This is a genomic window from Mesorhizobium sp. P2_E6, assembly GCF_056403835.1.
The window spans coordinates 118,670-132,662 of record NZ_JBFUEQ010000001.1 but is presented as its reverse complement, the minus strand read 5'-3'; the positions used below and the strand labels follow the sequence as shown (position 1 = coordinate 132,662).

11 protein-coding genes and 1 pseudogene are annotated in these 13,993 nt (G+C 63.9%); 2 read left to right on the top strand and 10 right to left on the bottom strand.

Annotated elements, in window-relative coordinates; all coding sequences use genetic code 11:
* Positions 1 to 3: 3 nt before the first annotated feature.
* From AC1D08_RS00635 to AC1D08_RS00595, 9 genes are all read right to left on the bottom strand, one after another.
* The gene (locus tag AC1D08_RS00635) at positions 4 to 1,077 is read right to left on the bottom strand and encodes a D-alanine--D-alanine ligase family protein (protein ID WP_457150883.1); all 1,074 of its coding nucleotides are present in this window, start codon (positions 1,075 to 1,077) and stop codon (positions 4 to 6) included.
* A 120-nt stretch (positions 1,078 to 1,197) separates the two neighbouring features.
* Positions 1,198 to 2,079: an SMP-30/gluconolactonase/LRE family protein gene (locus AC1D08_RS00630; protein ID WP_477422385.1), complete on the bottom strand. Its 882-nt coding sequence runs from the start codon at positions 2,077 to 2,079 to the stop codon at positions 1,198 to 1,200.
* Positions 2,079 to 2,717, bottom strand: coding sequence for a 2-dehydro-3-deoxy-6-phosphogalactonate aldolase (locus AC1D08_RS00625; protein WP_477422383.1), 639 nt, complete (start codon positions 2,715 to 2,717; stop codon positions 2,079 to 2,081). The genes AC1D08_RS00630 and AC1D08_RS00625 overlap by 1 nt, the downstream gene beginning before the upstream one ends.
* Positions 2,714 to 3,673 carry a 2-dehydro-3-deoxygalactonokinase gene (locus AC1D08_RS00620; RefSeq protein WP_457150886.1) on the bottom strand — a complete coding sequence of 320 codons (960 nt, stop codon included), beginning with the start codon at positions 3,671 to 3,673 and terminating at the stop codon, positions 2,714 to 2,716. The genes AC1D08_RS00625 and AC1D08_RS00620 overlap by 4 nt, the downstream gene beginning before the upstream one ends.
* Positions 3,670 to 4,437 (bottom strand): SDR family NAD(P)-dependent oxidoreductase, encoded by a 768-nt coding sequence (locus tag AC1D08_RS00615; protein ID WP_457150887.1) that lies wholly within the window; start codon positions 4,435 to 4,437, stop codon positions 3,670 to 3,672. Before AC1D08_RS00615 ends, AC1D08_RS00620 begins: the two co-directional genes overlap by 4 nt.
* A gap of 215 nt (positions 4,438 to 4,652) precedes the next feature.
* Positions 4,653 to 6,002, bottom strand: coding sequence for a putative bifunctional diguanylate cyclase/phosphodiesterase (locus AC1D08_RS00610; RefSeq protein ID WP_477422381.1), 1,350 nt, complete (start codon positions 6,000 to 6,002; stop codon positions 4,653 to 4,655).
* 149 nt (positions 6,003 to 6,151) lie between these two features.
* Positions 6,152 to 7,966: a GtrA family protein gene (locus AC1D08_RS00605; protein WP_457150889.1), complete on the bottom strand. Its 1,815-nt coding sequence runs from the start codon at positions 7,964 to 7,966 to the stop codon at positions 6,152 to 6,154.
* A gap of 100 nt (positions 7,967 to 8,066) precedes the next feature.
* Complete coding sequence (locus AC1D08_RS00600; RefSeq protein ID WP_457150890.1) at positions 8,067 to 8,465, bottom strand: GtrA family protein; 399 nt, start codon at positions 8,463 to 8,465, stop codon at positions 8,067 to 8,069.
* Positions 8,462 to 9,748 carry a glycosyltransferase family 2 protein gene (locus AC1D08_RS00595; protein WP_457150891.1) on the bottom strand — a complete coding sequence of 429 codons (1,287 nt, stop codon included), beginning with the start codon at positions 9,746 to 9,748 and terminating at the stop codon, positions 8,462 to 8,464. Before AC1D08_RS00595 ends, AC1D08_RS00600 begins: the two co-directional genes overlap by 4 nt.
* Before the next feature lie 237 nt (positions 9,749 to 9,985).
* Here AC1D08_RS00595 and gshB point away from each other — a divergent pair, with 237 nt between their 5' ends.
* Positions 9,986 to 10,927, top strand: coding sequence for a glutathione synthase (gshB, locus tag AC1D08_RS00590; RefSeq protein WP_457150892.1), 942 nt, complete (start codon positions 9,986 to 9,988; stop codon positions 10,925 to 10,927).
* Positions 10,928 to 11,314: 387 nt separating this feature from the next.
* Positions 11,315 to 11,956: pseudogene (locus tag AC1D08_RS00585) on the top strand (magnesium chelatase domain-containing protein); the annotation flags it as partial.
* A 13-nt stretch (positions 11,957 to 11,969) separates the two neighbouring features.
* Here the strand turns inward: AC1D08_RS00585 and AC1D08_RS00580 are convergent.
* The gene (locus AC1D08_RS00580) at positions 11,970 to 13,622 is read right to left on the bottom strand and encodes a recombinase family protein (protein ID WP_477422379.1); all 1,653 of its coding nucleotides are present in this window, start codon (positions 13,620 to 13,622) and stop codon (positions 11,970 to 11,972) included.
* Between the last annotated feature and the right edge of the window lie 371 nt (positions 13,623 to 13,993).

Sequence of the window (13,993 nt, the reverse complement as noted above, 5' to 3'; positions counted from 1 at the left end):
CGTTCAAATATGGTGGTTTTGGCCGAGTAGCCGGCTGGCAGCGGTTTCGGCCATGGCGTCGGCAAGCTCGAGATCCCATTGCTGGCGGCAGTAGGCGCGGAAATCGAAGCAAGGCAGGCCGGGGCAGACCTCGAACTCGATAAGGTGAACCGTGTCGTCGGCCTCGACGCGAAGGTCGATGGAAAACACATCGCGCAGGCCAAGCCCGCTCATCAGCCGCTCGGCGATCGCGCGAACCCTGACATCGGCGATCGGCTGGCTGTCGGCGACCGCAACGAGCTCCGGTTCGGCATAGTGCCCGGCCGCTTTCGCCGCCTCGCCGGTGTCGCCGTAAAGCGCCAGGCTGTCCGCCATGGTCTGGAAATCTGCGCCTGAATCGACAAAGGCCACGCCAAGCGCTTCGACCCCGGCGCCCGGCACCAGGCCGAGGAAACTGGCGCGCACATTGCGGCCGGCGACATAGGGCTGGACGACGACATCGTCGCGATAGGCCGCAAACACACGCCGGCTAAGCTCCAGTGCGTGGCCGAGATCGCTTGTGCGCGAATCCGCCCAGATGCCGATCTTGGCGCCTAGCCGGTTGGGCTTGACGAACCAGCCGGCGGCAGATGCAGGCGGCTCGACCAGCCATTTGCCGTCGCGCGCAAGACCGGCCTGCGGCACCGGCAGACCGAGCGCGCCAAGCACCGCGCCGGAACGGAACTTGTCCTGGCAGAGCGCGAACAGCGCATCGTCGGCGCCGATCGTCTTGAGCCCGCCGAGCCTCGCCAAGGCGGGTGCTGCGCTGCCCCGGAAATAGGCAATGCCGTCGGTCAGCGTCCAGACCATTGTCGTGCCGGGATGCTCGCCGGCGAGCACGCCCGCGGCGTCGTCCAGCGCCACCGGCGTGAACGACAGGCCGCGCGCCTGGCAAGCGGCGGCTAGCGCATCAAACTCATGGGCGAGATCGGTCGACTGCGCCAGATAGGAGGCGATTTCGGCGGCACGCTCCGCTGCATGGCCGTCGGCGACGAGACGGTCGAAGCAGACCTTTTCCGGCTCGTGGACGAGGATCAGTCTTGGCGTTTGGCTCGTCATGGATTTGCATGGTTTTCCAGCGATGGCGTCGCCTACCATCGCATGGGAAGCGCAATCGGCTGCCGCGAAACCGACCGGGTCGGACGGTTGCGTGACAACGCAACCGCCGACCGTGTTCAATCAGGCGATCAGCACGCGCGGCTCGAAACGGCCGTTGACAGGGATGTCGAGCAGGAAGGTCATGCCCGCCTGCGGATCGAGCTTGCGCTGCTTCTCATCCTTGCCCTTCCAGGCGGATGTCACCGCCAACCGGTCGGCGTTCTTGCCGACAAAGGCCGGACAGGATGGCTGTGTCACCGGCATGGCGACGGACCGCAGCAGCGTGCCGTCAGGAGCATAAGCCTTGACCACTTTGCCGCCCCAGACGGCGTTCCACAGCACGCCGTCACGATCGACCACCGAGCCGTCGACATAACCCTTGGCCGAGCGGTGATCGACGAAAACTTTCGGCTCGCCGGTGGGCAGGCCGGTCGCCGGGTCGCAGTCGACGCGCATCAACAATCCGGTCGAGGTGTCGGTGTAATAGGCGAGCCCGCCATCTTGCGAAAAGCATATCGAGTTGGAGACTGTGATGTCCGAAAACAGGCGGCGCAATTCGCCCTTGAAGAACCAGTAGATGGAGCCGGCGCCCTTTTGCTCCGTCTTGCCCATCGTGCCGGTCCACAGGGCACCACAGGGATGGACGCGGGAATCGTTGGAGCGGGTGGCGAGATTGTCGGCCTCGATCGGCGTGTGCAGGCTCATGGTGCCGGTCGCGACATCGCGGACATGAAGCCCGGTCTCGGTGGCGATCAGCTGGCGCTGGTCGTCGATGATGGCGATGGCGCTTGCCATCTGGCCAAGCTCGTGGATTTTCAGCGCGCCGCCGGCCACGGGCTTTTCCAGAAGCTGGCCATTGACGATGTCGAACCAGAACAGCGCATCGGTGACTGGATCGTAGCTTGGCCCTTCGCCGAGCTGGCAGATGTGGTCGGAAAAAACCGAGACGATCGCTTCGCTCATCATGCCTCTCCGAACACCGCATCCCAGGCCGTGACGGCGGCATGTGCTCGCGCCGCCACCTCGTCGACGGTCATGCCGGGCTTGAACAGGCTGGAGCCGAGACCAAACACCGTCACCCCCACCGCCTTGTAGCCGGCAAAGTCGTTCTCCGAAACGCCGCCAACCGCGCCGACCAATGTCTGCGCCGGCAGCACCGCCCGGATCGCGGAAATGCCGCTGGCGCCGAGCACGCTCGCCGGAAAGAATTTCAACGCCGAAGCGCCGAGCCGGATCGCCTGGAAGGCTTCCGTCGGCGTGAACACGCCGGGCATGGTAACCATGCCGTGATGCATCGCACGCGCCATCACTTCGGCATCGATGTTGGGGCTGACCAGCAGCCGGCCGCCGGCCTTGTGCAAGCCATCGACATCGGTCGGCGTCAGCACCGTGCCGGCGCCGACCAGTGCCGTTTTCGGCAGCACTTCGACGATCCGGGCGATCGACGAAAACGGCTCCGGCGAGTTGAGCGGCACTTCGATCGCCTCGATGCCGGCGTCGAACAGCGCCTGGCCGATCGCGATCGCTTCGTCCGGCTTGAGCCCGCGCAGGATGGCGACCAGGCCGCGCTTGAGCTTCGGGAAAGGTGCGGTCTGGCTCATGGGGCTGCTCCGGTTCTGGCGATCATGCCGTTCTCGCGTGCCGCTTCGATGAGCCCGGCACGCACCGCCTCGTCGGCATCGACGGTGCGGACCTCAAGTCCAGCAAGGCCGAGGGCGGCCTGATAAAGTGCTGAAAGCGCGCCGGACGCCACCAGCACGACAGGTTCGGCGCCAGCGCCATGGCGGCGGCTGGCCGAGGCGATCTCGCCACCGATCAGCAGGCCGGACAGGCAAGCGGCGGCATCGTCGGCTCTTAGATCCTGCAGCAGGCCCGCGGCACGGATGGAAAACAGCCTCGAGGTGACATCGCCGGCCTCGGCCAGTGCGGTTTCGCACCAACTGCGGAAGAATGGATTGCTAGGGGTGACCGGCTTGGGATGTTCGCCGAGCGAATGGCGCAGGATCGAGTGCGCGGCAAGCACCGAAAACAGCTCGCCGGTCGGCCAAGTCCCGAAACCGGCAACCGCGCCGTCCTCGACCAGCACCCATTTCGAATGGGTGCCGGGCATGCAGACCAGGTGGCGCCCCTTGGCCGGCAGGCCGGCGCCAGCAAGCTGCGTTTCCTCGCCGCGCATCACGTCGGGCGCATCGATCTGGCGCTGGGCGAGGCCCGGCACGATGCGGACATCGCGGTGCTGGCCCGGTACCCTCGCCGCACCCGCCAGGATGGCGCTGAGCGGCGCCGGAACGGTGACATAGGGCGCCTCGAGCCAGCCCTGGCGAGAGCCGGCCATGCCGCAGATGATGACGGGCAGCGCGTCCGGCGCAGCCATGGCTGCGAGGTGCCCTTCGAGAATGGTCGAAAAACCCTTTTGCTGGGCGGTGATCAGACCATCATCGCCACGGCGTTCGGCAAGGACCTTGCCGCCCTTGTCGATCAGCCAGACCCGCATGCGGGTCGTGCCCCAGTCGACGACGGCTACCGCCGGCGCGTTGCCGGCAAACCCTGGGCTCACAGGAAACCTCCATCGACGATCAGCATCTGCGCGGTCAGCATGCGCGAGGCATCCGAGGCGAGGAACAGCACCGTGCCGACGATGTCGTCGGGCTGCATCACCTGCTTGATGCACTGCTTGGCGACATGGGCGGCAAGCGCCTGTTCGGTCACCCAGAGCTCCTTTTGCCGCTCGGTGATCACCCAGCCGGGCGCAATGGCGTTGACGCGGATGCCGTCCACGCCGAGCTTGCCGGCCAGCCCCTTGGTCAGACCGAGGATGCCGGCCTTGGCGGCGGTGTAGGCCGGCATGTCGGGGTGATTGATCAGGTAGGACGTCGAAGTGAAGTTGATGATCGAGCCGCCGCCGGCCCGCTTCATGCCCGGTGCCACCGCTTGCGCGGTGAAGAAATGCGGTCTGAGATTGATCGCCTGGTTGTTGTCCCAGAATTCCACCGTCACGTCTTCGACGGCGTGGCGCTCGTCAAGCGCCGCATTGTTGACCAGCACGGTGACTTCGCCGTGCGCGTCGGCCGCCCTGGCTGCCGAGGTCCGCAAGGCCTCGACGTCGCGCAGGTCGGTCTTGAGATACAGCGGCCGGCGACCAAATGCTTTCTCGATGCGGTCGGCAAGGGCAGTGCTGGGGCCGTCGGCGATGTCGATGAAGGCGACATTGGCGCCCTGGCGCACAAAACCCTCGGTCAGTGCCGCGCCAATTCCGGAGCCGCCGCCGGTGATCAGCACCGAGGCTCCCTCGAGGTCGGCAAAATGCGCCGATGGCATCATATTTTTTCTCCCTGCGCATGACCCCGACAGCGTCCTTTGCGCGTCCTGAAGGACGCGCGGCGCTGTGGTCAGGCCGGCGCGCATCCTAGCCAGACATGTCGTGCGGGCAAGGGCGAAACGACGGATTGCGGGCTTATGTCAGACAAAACGACAATGCGCCGCAGCGGACGCACAGCTGCCCCACAGGGATTGCGGGGCCGCTTCGAGCTAGCCGGTCAGATCGCGTTGGCGCGCAAGACGCCGCGGAAGGAATCGCGGAGGTAGCCAAGCGTGGCATCGGCATCGACCGGTTTGCCGAACAGATAGCCTTGTCCGCCGGCGCAGCCGAACTGGACCAGGCGATCGGCCTGCGCCTCCTGCTCGATGCCTTCGGCGACCACGTCCATGCCGAGCCCCTCGCACATGGCGAGAATGGCGCGGATGATGTGTTCGGACGGGCGGTCGTCGAGAATGGAGGAGACGAAGGCGCGGTCGATCTTAAGCTTGTCGAAATGAAATTCGCGCAGGCGGCCGAGCGAGGACTGGCCGGTGCCGAAATCGTCGAGCGAGACTCGGATGCCGACACGGCGCAGATCCTCGACGATCTTCTCGGCCGAGGCCGGATCGTTCATCAGGCCGGTCTCGGTGATCTCGATCTCCAGCCGGCGCGGATCGAAGCCGGTGCGCTCAAGTATCGCCAGAATGTGCAGGCCGGTGTTCTGGTCGACGAGCTGCGAGGGCGACAGGTTGAAGGACAGGAACAGGTCCTTCGGCCAGCTCCTGGCCGCTTCGGTCGCCTTGCGCAGCACCAGTTGCGACAGCGGGCCGATGATGCCGCGCTCCTCGGCGATGGGAATGAAGACCGTTGGCGGCACCGAGCCGAGATCGCGATCGGTCCAGCGCGCCAGCGTCTCGAAACCGATGGTGCGGCGCGTGTTAAGGTCGACGATAGGCTGGAAATGCGGCTCCACCTCGCCGGCCGAGACAGCACGGCGCAGCGCCTGTTCGATGCGGGTGACGCGCTTGGCCGCCTCTTCCATCTCGCGGGTGTAGACGACGACGCGGCCACGGCCGGAACGCTTGGCGTGGTAGAGCGCCGTCTCTGCCTTGTTGATGAGGATCTCGGTGGTCTCATCGCCCGAATAGAACAGCGAGCAGCCGACCGAGGCCGAAAGCCTGGCGGTGCGTTCGCCGACATCATAGGGCGCCGAAAGTATCTCGATCAGCATGCGGGATTTCTCAGCCGCCGCTTCCTCGCTGAACACCATCGGGTAAAGATAGGCGAATTCGTCGGCGCCGATGCGGCAGACGGTGGAATGGCCGTCCATAGAGGCGCGCAGCCGCATCGCGACCTGGATCAGGATATCGTCACCGGCCTTGTGGCCGAACAGGTCGTTGATCGGCTTGAAGCCGTCGAGGTCGAGAATGCCGACGGTAAACGGCGCCGGGTCGTCGGCACGGTCGCTGATCAGGCGATCGACCTTGTCGAAGAAGCGGCGATGGTTGCCAAGCCCGGTCAACGGATCGGTGAACGCCAGATCCGTGCTATCCCTGTTTGCCTGACCGGTGCCAAACGAAGTTTGCATCGGTATCCCTGTTTTGTGACTTCGGAATTTAGCTTCAGATTGGCAGCAAACCCTTTAGGAAACGTATCCCCAAATCGATTATTCGCGGGTAAAGCGCGTCGCGTTCGGAAGGATCGACGCGCGGTGCGTCCAGCCCTTGTTTCAGGCCGTCAGCCCCTGGGCCGGACACGGTAGAGTTCGAGCGAGGCGCCCTTCGTGTCCGCGATCGGCTCCAGCCATTCCGGCACGTTGCCGCGCATCAGCCCGGCAAGAAAGCCGTCCGGCGCGGTGGAGGCCAGAAGCTGGCTTTCCGAGTTGCCGCGGCACAGCGCGACAAGGCCGACGTGATGATCGCCGACGATCGACCTGGCTTGCGCATCGGAACCGAGGAACGCGTCGAGCGCAAGCAGGTCTCCCGCGACGTTGCGGTGGTAGGGCCCGGCGAACACGCGATGCCCCGAGTACACCAGGATCGGCGATCCGATATTGGAGACGGCAAGCACGGTGGTATCGGGCAACCTGCCGAGTGTGGCGAACGTAGCCTTGGCCTGGCAAGACGGGTCGACGCCAGCGTCGCTGGTAATCTTTACACCGGTTGCGAGCGCCGCCGACGCCGCCTGGGCGGCGCCAGACCAGAGCGAGTTCACCGAGATGAGCCAGGCTGCGGCCATCCGCAGCACCGAGCCGCGCGACGGGCTGGTTTCGGCCCGCTGCCGCCATTTGGCAATCCAGGCCGACAGCGGGATCACCGCGAAGACAATCGAGAATGTCGAGCCGCGCACTTGCCAGACACTGACCAGGAACGCCACGACAAGCAGCGTGGCGACGAGGCTGTCCTGGTGCCGCCAGCCGCCACGACGTAGGCGCAACGCCATCAGCACGAGCGCCACCAGCGGCGTGGCATAGCGCGCCGCCAGCTCGGCGGGATCGTGGGCGGCGAGCTGGAACAGCGACTGCGCCTCGTCGACATGATCGAGCCACAACGTCTTCAGGCGCGGATCGAGCCCGCCATAGGGCGAGGCCAGACATTGCGGGAACAGCAAAAGGAGGACCGCGCCGAGCGCAACGCCGAGCACGGCAAGCGACAGCCGACGCTGCCCGCGCCCGGCCGCTTCGAGCGAGGCGATCGCCGCAAGGCCGGTTCCGGCAAGGGCCGCGACGACGAACTGCATCGTCGAGAAGGCATCGCATTGCGCCTGGCCCCACGCCGACAGCGGGACGGTGGCGACGAAGACAAGCGCCGCGACGCCGGCAAAGCCAAGGCCGAAATCCCTCGCGATCAGTCTTTCGCCTGATGCGTCAAAGGCGAACAGCGTCGCCACGCAGACGCCGATGGCGGCGACGTAGGGAGCGGTCTCCATGCCGACGGCCAGGGTCAGCGCGGCGCACAGGCCGGCAAGGAACGCCGCCGGCCTGCGCATACGCGCTTCGAGCAGGAAACTCAGGCTTGCGACGGTCAGCATCAGCTGGACATTGTGATGATCGAGAGCGGCCGGCTCGAAGATGCCGATGAAATACTGCGCTGCCGCGCCGACGATGACGGCGGGCAGCACAGCGCCATCGCCAGCAAAGCTGCGCGCGGCGCGAATGATGAAGACCATCGTCAGGCCGAAAAGCAGCGCCGGCCACGCCACCTGCGCAACGTTCTCGGCCAGCAAGGTGTTGCCGGTCAGGCTCGATACGGCGAGCACGATGGCGGCGATAGGCGCATCGACCAGCCGCGACCAATGCATGACGAAGCCGCCTTCCAGGCCCATCCGGTATTGATGCAGGTCGAACCAGCCCTGGCCGGCCAAGAGATCGCGCACTTCGACCAGCCGCAGCAGATCGTCATTGTCGCCGCCGGCATTGTTCAGCGCCGGGAATCCAGCCCAGGCGTTGACGACAAGGAAGCCGAGCGTGGCAAGCAGCGCCAGCATGAGGTCCGCTCGCCAGGAGGCGCGTTCCCCGTCTTTGGAAAGCATCGCGGTATGAGCGGTGGTCATGGAGTGGGCTTTCAGCCTGTGTCTGTCGGCGCACGCTAGCGCCGGCCGCTTCACAAAGCGTAAAGCGGCGCGATTTTGCGCCACTTTTGGGCGCCATGCATCAATCGCGCGCCGGAAACACCCACAGCGACGACAGAATGTAGCTTACCGTGCTTGCGGCAACCGTCATCAGCGCCGACATGGCTAGCGCCGACATGCCGAAACGGGTGACCGCCAGATGCGACACCAGGCCCGAAAACAGCGCGCATCCGACCTGCAGCGCAAGATAGCGCGGCATGGCGCTGGCATGATCGTGCTGGCCGCCGAATGTCCAGCCACGCTGCGCGCTATAGCCGACAACGAAGGTGATCGCATAGGCGACGACACTGCCGATGAAGGGCGAAAAGCCCAGCGACACCAGGAGCCACGACAGGACGAACAGCAGCAATGCGGCGCCGACGCCGACCGTCAGGAACCGGAACAGGCGCGTCCGGACAAAGACGGGCAATGCCTCGCTCATGCGTCGCGCGCCGGCCGTTGGTTAGCCGGCGATTCACAGGTCGGCAACTCATTGGCCGGGAGTTCATTGGATTGACCGGCCCGGCCGGACTTCAGCCGCTTGACCGGTATTTCCAGGACACCGAGCAGAAAAGCCGAGAAGAAGACCTGCAATGAAATGACGATCAGGCTCAGGCCCAGCACGACGATGCGTGGGATCTCGGAATCGTCCAGCGGGCCGAAGCCGAGATGCGCCCAGCGCGCCACGGCATAGCCGAAGAACAAGACGCCGCCGGCAAAGCAGATGCCGGCATTGGCGGCGAGCCGATCGGTGCTGATGGTCCTGGTCAGCCAGTCGGAACGGCGGCTTGGCGGCAGGATGCCGGTTATCTCGGCATAGTATCGCGAAATGGCGCCGAAGGTGATGAGCTGGACGCCGGTGACGACCATGAAACAGGCGGCGACGAAGGTGTTGAGGTCGAGCGACAGGTTGTCGATCACGCGCAGCGGCCCGAACACCAGCAGCGCCGCGAACAACAGGCCAAGGCCGGCGAGCACCGTGCCCGGGATGAAGAACATCCAGCGCGGGTTGTAGACCAGCAGGAACTTCAGGTGCCGCCAGCCGTCGCGCCAGGTCCTGAGATGCGGCGGCCGGCTGCGGCCGTCGGGCTTGAGCGTGGTCGGCACTTCCTCGATGCGCAGGCCGGCAAGGGCGCCACGCACCACCATCTCGCTGGCGAATTCCATGCCGGTGGTCTGCAGGTCGAGCTTCCTGATGCTGTCGGCATTGAAGCCGCGCAGGCCGCAGTGGAAATCGCCGGTCTTGATGCGGAAGAACAGGCGGCCGACAAAGCTGAGCACCGGGTTGCCGAGGTAGCGGTGCAGCGGCGGCATGGCGCCGGCCTCGATGCCGCCCTGGAAGCGATTGCCCATGACCAGGTCGGCGCCGTCGCGCAGCCGCGCGACGAAGGCTTCCAGCGCGCCGAAATCATAACTGTCGTCGGCATCGCCCATAATGATGAAACGGCCCTTAGCGGCGGAGATGCCGCCCAAAAGGGCTGCGCCATAGCCTTTCTGGGCCACCGGGACGACACGGGCGCCACCTTCCGCGGCAATCGCCTGCGATCCGTCGGTGCTGCCATTGTCCGCGATCAGCACCTCGCCGGAGATGCCCGCTTTGTCGAGGAAGGCCTTCGCCTTGCCGATGCAGACGGCGAGCGTCTCGGCCTCGTTGAGGCACGGCATGAGAATGGTGAGTTCGAGCTGTTTGGTTGCGGAGGCGCGGATGGCGGTGACGGCGTTCATTGGTCGTTGTTCCATCGAGTGCCCGGCGCTGCGTCAATTCGGCCGGGCGCATTCGGGCTTACCGTTGCACGGCAAGGCTTAAGAAAGCGATGACGCGCAGCCTCGCCTTGTCTCCAATCGATCGGCACGGCGGCTTGCGGTTGTCTGATGCCAATCTTCAAAATGTCGCGATTGGCAGACGGTCAGTGAGCCTGTACAGGCAAGACAGTCGCCCATCCGAGCCGCCGGAGACTTGCCATGAAGCTGAAAATCGCCGTCCAGATGGACCACATCTCCACCGTGTCGATCGCCGGCGACACGTCCTTCGCTCTGTCGTTGGAGGCGCAGCGGCGCGGCCATCAGCTGTTCCACTACACGCCCGACCGGCTATCGCTGCGCGAGGGCAAGGTGTTTGCCCGCATCGAGGAGATGCAGGTACGCGACGAGAAGGGCAACCATTATTCGCTGGGCGAGAAGGTACGCACCGATCTGGAGGAAATGGATGTCGTCCTGCTGCGCCAGGATCCGCCTTTCGACATGAACTACATTACTACCACGCATATCCTCGAACGCATCCACCCGAAGACGCTGGTGGTCAACGACCCGGCCTGGGTGCGCAACAGCCCGGAAAAGATCTTCGTCACCGAGTTTCCCGACCTGATGCCGGACACGCTGATCACCAAGGATCCGCTCGAAGTCGCCGCCTTCCGCAAGGAGTTCGGCGACATCATCATCAAGCCGCTCTACGGCAATGGCGGAGCCGGCATCTTCCACATGCTGGAGGCCGACCGCAACCTTGCCTCGCTGCTCGAAATGTTCGGCCAGATGTTCCGCGAGCCCTATATCGTGCAGCGCTATTTGAAGGATGTGCGCAAGGGCGACAAGCGTATCATCCTGATCGACGGCGAGCCGGTCGGCGCCATCAACCGGGTACCGGCCGAGCACGATTCCCGTTCCAACATGCATGTCGGCGGCCGTGCCGAAAAGACCGAGCTGACGACGCGCGAGCGCGAAATCTGCGCCCGCATCGGGCCGGCGCTGAAATCGCGCGGCTTCATCCTCGTCGGCATCGACGTCATCGGCGACTACATGACTGAGATCAACGTAACGTCGCCAACCGGCGTGCGCGAAGTCAGGCGCTTTGGCGGCGCCGACATCGCCAGCCTGTTCTGGGACGCGGTCGAGGACAAGCGGAAGTAAGCCGTTTTCATTTTGTCTTAACCATGTTCCGCTTTTTCAACCGGGCACAACCCGGCCGCGACCGGCGGGGCTGGGTATTCCTGCAATGTTCCTGATTTGATCGATTCGATGTATGGCCCAGTGCGGATCGACACCGGCGATGGGCTTTCTTCCCACCCACTGACCTTGCTGTTTCCCGTTAGTTGCGCGACAGTTAATCACCCAAGCTTCCGATCGAAGCCGACTCATGAACGGTGCGTGCTTGCCGGTAGCTTCTTCGGCTTGCGTAAAGCAACCGCATGTTCTTGTAATGTTCTTGCCTAACTCCGAAATCTGTGGTTGTCTTGTCCGATCTCACTCGCGCCTTGATCGCCAAGGCATAAGCGAACCACTATCCGGAGGCATAAAATGGTGGCGCGGGTTCGCACGGTCGCTTTCCAGGGCATCGAGGCCGTGCCGGTCGACGTGCAGGTGATGATCGCGCCCGGCAAGGTCAACATGCATATCGTCGGCCTAGCCGACAAGGCGGTGGCCGAAAGCCGCGAGCGGGTGCAAGCGGCACTGCATGCGTCGGGCCTGTCGATGCCGTCGAAGAAGGTCACCGTCAATCTTGCCCCGGCCGACCTGCCCAAGGAGGACAGCCATTACGACCTGCCGATCGCACTTGGCCTGATGGCGGCGCTCGGCGCCATTCCGGGCGACATGCTGGCCGGCTACGTCGTGCTTGGCGAATTGTCGCTCGACGGCACGATTGCCGCGGTGGCCGGCGCCTTGCCAGCGGCAATCGGCGCCAACGCCGAGGGCAAGGGCCTGATCTGCCCGTTCGCCTGCGGCCCGGAAGCGGCCTGGGCCGGCAAGGATTTCGACATTCTGGCGCCACGCAGCCTGATTGCGATCGCCAATCATTTCCGCGGCACGCAGGTGCTGTCGCGCCCCGAAGCCGGCATCCACGCCTCGGCGCGCGACCTGCCCGACCTTGCCGACATCAAGGGCCAGGAGACAGCCAAGCGGGCGCTGGAAGTGGCGGCGGCCGGCGGGCACAACCTTTTAACATTGTGGCTAATTAAACGGCGGGCTCTGAGGGACAATTAGGCGTTAGACGCTTCAGCGCCGCCTTTACGATAGCACTCTGATCGGAAAGATACCCAACTCGGGCGTAGGCCGCCTTTGGGCCGCCAAGCCGCCGGCGGAAGAACTGGCTGGTCGGTGTGGTAGGATCTGCATCAATGACATCTACCGAAAGGTGGCCGTGGTGATTCATCAACCGTCGCAGGTGATCCAGAAGCTGTTCATCAGTGATGCGGCTGCCATCTTCGTTGAACCGGATCGTCGATCGCGTAACGCCCCTTTCATGCCGCTCACGCTGATTTTGCAATGAAGCTGCCCGGCGGCTCGTCATGCTCACTTCGCCAACACCTGCCAAGTGACACGCGTTGGTAAGACCGCCGAACCTCCGAATAAAATATCTGGCAGTGGGCGAATGGAGATCCTTGTTGATGATCGCCGTCGTTAGGCGCCCATGCTCGGCGTAGATGCGACGCAGTTCGTTGAGAAGATCCTCGTTGGTGTATGGTTTGCCGTCGGCGTTTAGTTTCCATCGCGTCGGCATTTCATATCCGACTGACAGATAGGCTGCGTACAGGCTACCGTAGCGTTTCCGTACTGCCTGAGGCAGAGGCAGGTACGGACAATCATGCACGAGTGAATACGTCAGGCGTCCGTGCTGTACGTAAAGCCGAGTAAGACGGTCATGGAGGTCTTGGTCACTCAGGCGCACCCTGGTGATCTCTTTCAGCCGACGCGCCGCGGCTTTAAATAGTTTTATGGGAATGATGGGCTCCATCATTTCCGAACGCGACCAGGTCTCGGGCAGAGTCTTGAAAGGCCGGCCCAAATTGTTGAGCTGCCGGCCGAAGACGTAGCGGCCGATGTAGATTTCGTTTCTCAGGAGATTACGGATGGTGCCCAGTGACCAGTCGCCACCACGGGTGGATGTACGCCCCTCTGACGCCAGCGCTTTTTCGATCTCGGCAAGGCGCATTTTTTGATCGACGAACATTTGGAAGATTCGACGTACGAGATCCGTCTCCTCCCTCGGCCCATGGGTCAGAATGATCCGATCGGTGATGATCGCTTTGCGTTCGCCCGGCTCCAGTATCATACGGCGAGTGCCGCCCTCGTCGATCAGCTGCCGCCTGGTGCCGTAAGGAGCATCGCCGCCTTGCCTGAAGCCAAGCCGCGCCTGTTGGCGCTGCGCGCGCGATACCTTTCTTGATAGCTCTCGGCTGTATTCTGCCGCCATGACGCGTTTTATCTGCTTGACGATCGCGGACGTCGCGCTGCCATCGTTTTCAAACGCTTCCGCACAATAGGCGACCGAAACGCCAGCCTCTCGGCATAGGAACTCGTAGTGGGCTGACTGATCCACGTCCTGGAAACGCCCCCATCGGCTGATGTCGAGAACGAGAATAATCTCGTAGGGGGCCTTGCCACCCATTACATCGCTGAGCAACTGTTTGAGGCCCGCTCGTCCGCGCAATGACAGGCCGCTCCGTCCCGCGTCCTTGTAGGTTTCGACAATCTGATAGCCACGCGATTTGGCGTAAGCCGCGATCCCGGCGCTCTGATTGTCGAGCGAATAGCGTTGGTGTTCGGTGGACATGCGAAGGTATTGCGCAGCCGGAATTGACCCGGTGCGTGCGACTGGCAGTTTCAAAGCTACTTTTCCTCGGGAGTCGGCGGCGTACAATCTGCCACGGGGAGTAACCGAAGCATGGTAACAGTCAAGGGACGGACTCCGCCCCGTCGAAGCCGATATTCTCACGGAGCGCGACCGAAGGTCATTGGGAACTTCCCCCTCGGCATTCAGGCCGTATGTTTGTGGACCCAGGCCGACGTTGGCCGGTGGACGGTTCATGCTGATAATGTGGCCAATTAAGTTGCCCAGTGCCGCCATCAGGTCAGCCCATCGGACCAACCGACCGCATCCTATGCTGTCCGCCGAGAGCAGGTTGCCCATAGAGCCGGCAGCTCCCCAATAGTTCTTAGCTGCCTCAGAGCAGCGAGGAGTATGCACCCTTAGAACCT

Excerpts from the sequence above, each read along its gene's own strand:
- AC1D08_RS00635 (WP_457150883.1), bottom strand. The coding sequence starts at position 1,077 with ATGACGAGCCAAACGCCAAGACTGATCCTCGTCCACGAGCCGGAAAAG.
- AC1D08_RS00630 (WP_477422385.1), bottom strand. The coding sequence starts at position 2,079 with ATGAGCGAAGCGATCGTCTCGGTTTTTTCCGACCACATCTGCCAGCTC.
- AC1D08_RS00625 (WP_477422383.1), bottom strand. The coding sequence starts at position 2,717 with ATGAGCCAGACCGCACCTTTCCCGAAGCTCAAGCGCGGCCTGGTCGCC.
- AC1D08_RS00615 (WP_457150887.1), bottom strand. The coding sequence starts at position 4,437 with ATGATGCCATCGGCGCATTTTGCCGACCTCGAGGGAGCCTCGGTGCTG.
- AC1D08_RS00610 (WP_477422381.1), bottom strand. The coding sequence starts at position 6,002 with ATGCAAACTTCGTTTGGCACCGGTCAGGCAAACAGGGATAGCACGGAT.
- AC1D08_RS00605 (WP_457150889.1), bottom strand. The coding sequence starts at position 7,966 with ATGACCACCGCTCATACCGCGATGCTTTCCAAAGACGGGGAACGCGCC.
- AC1D08_RS00600 (WP_457150890.1), bottom strand. The coding sequence starts at position 8,465 with ATGAGCGAGGCATTGCCCGTCTTTGTCCGGACGCGCCTGTTCCGGTTC.
- AC1D08_RS00595 (WP_457150891.1), bottom strand. The coding sequence starts at position 9,748 with ATGAACGCCGTCACCGCCATCCGCGCCTCCGCAACCAAACAGCTCGAA.
- gshB (WP_457150892.1), top strand. The coding sequence starts at position 9,986 with ATGAAGCTGAAAATCGCCGTCCAGATGGACCACATCTCCACCGTGTCG.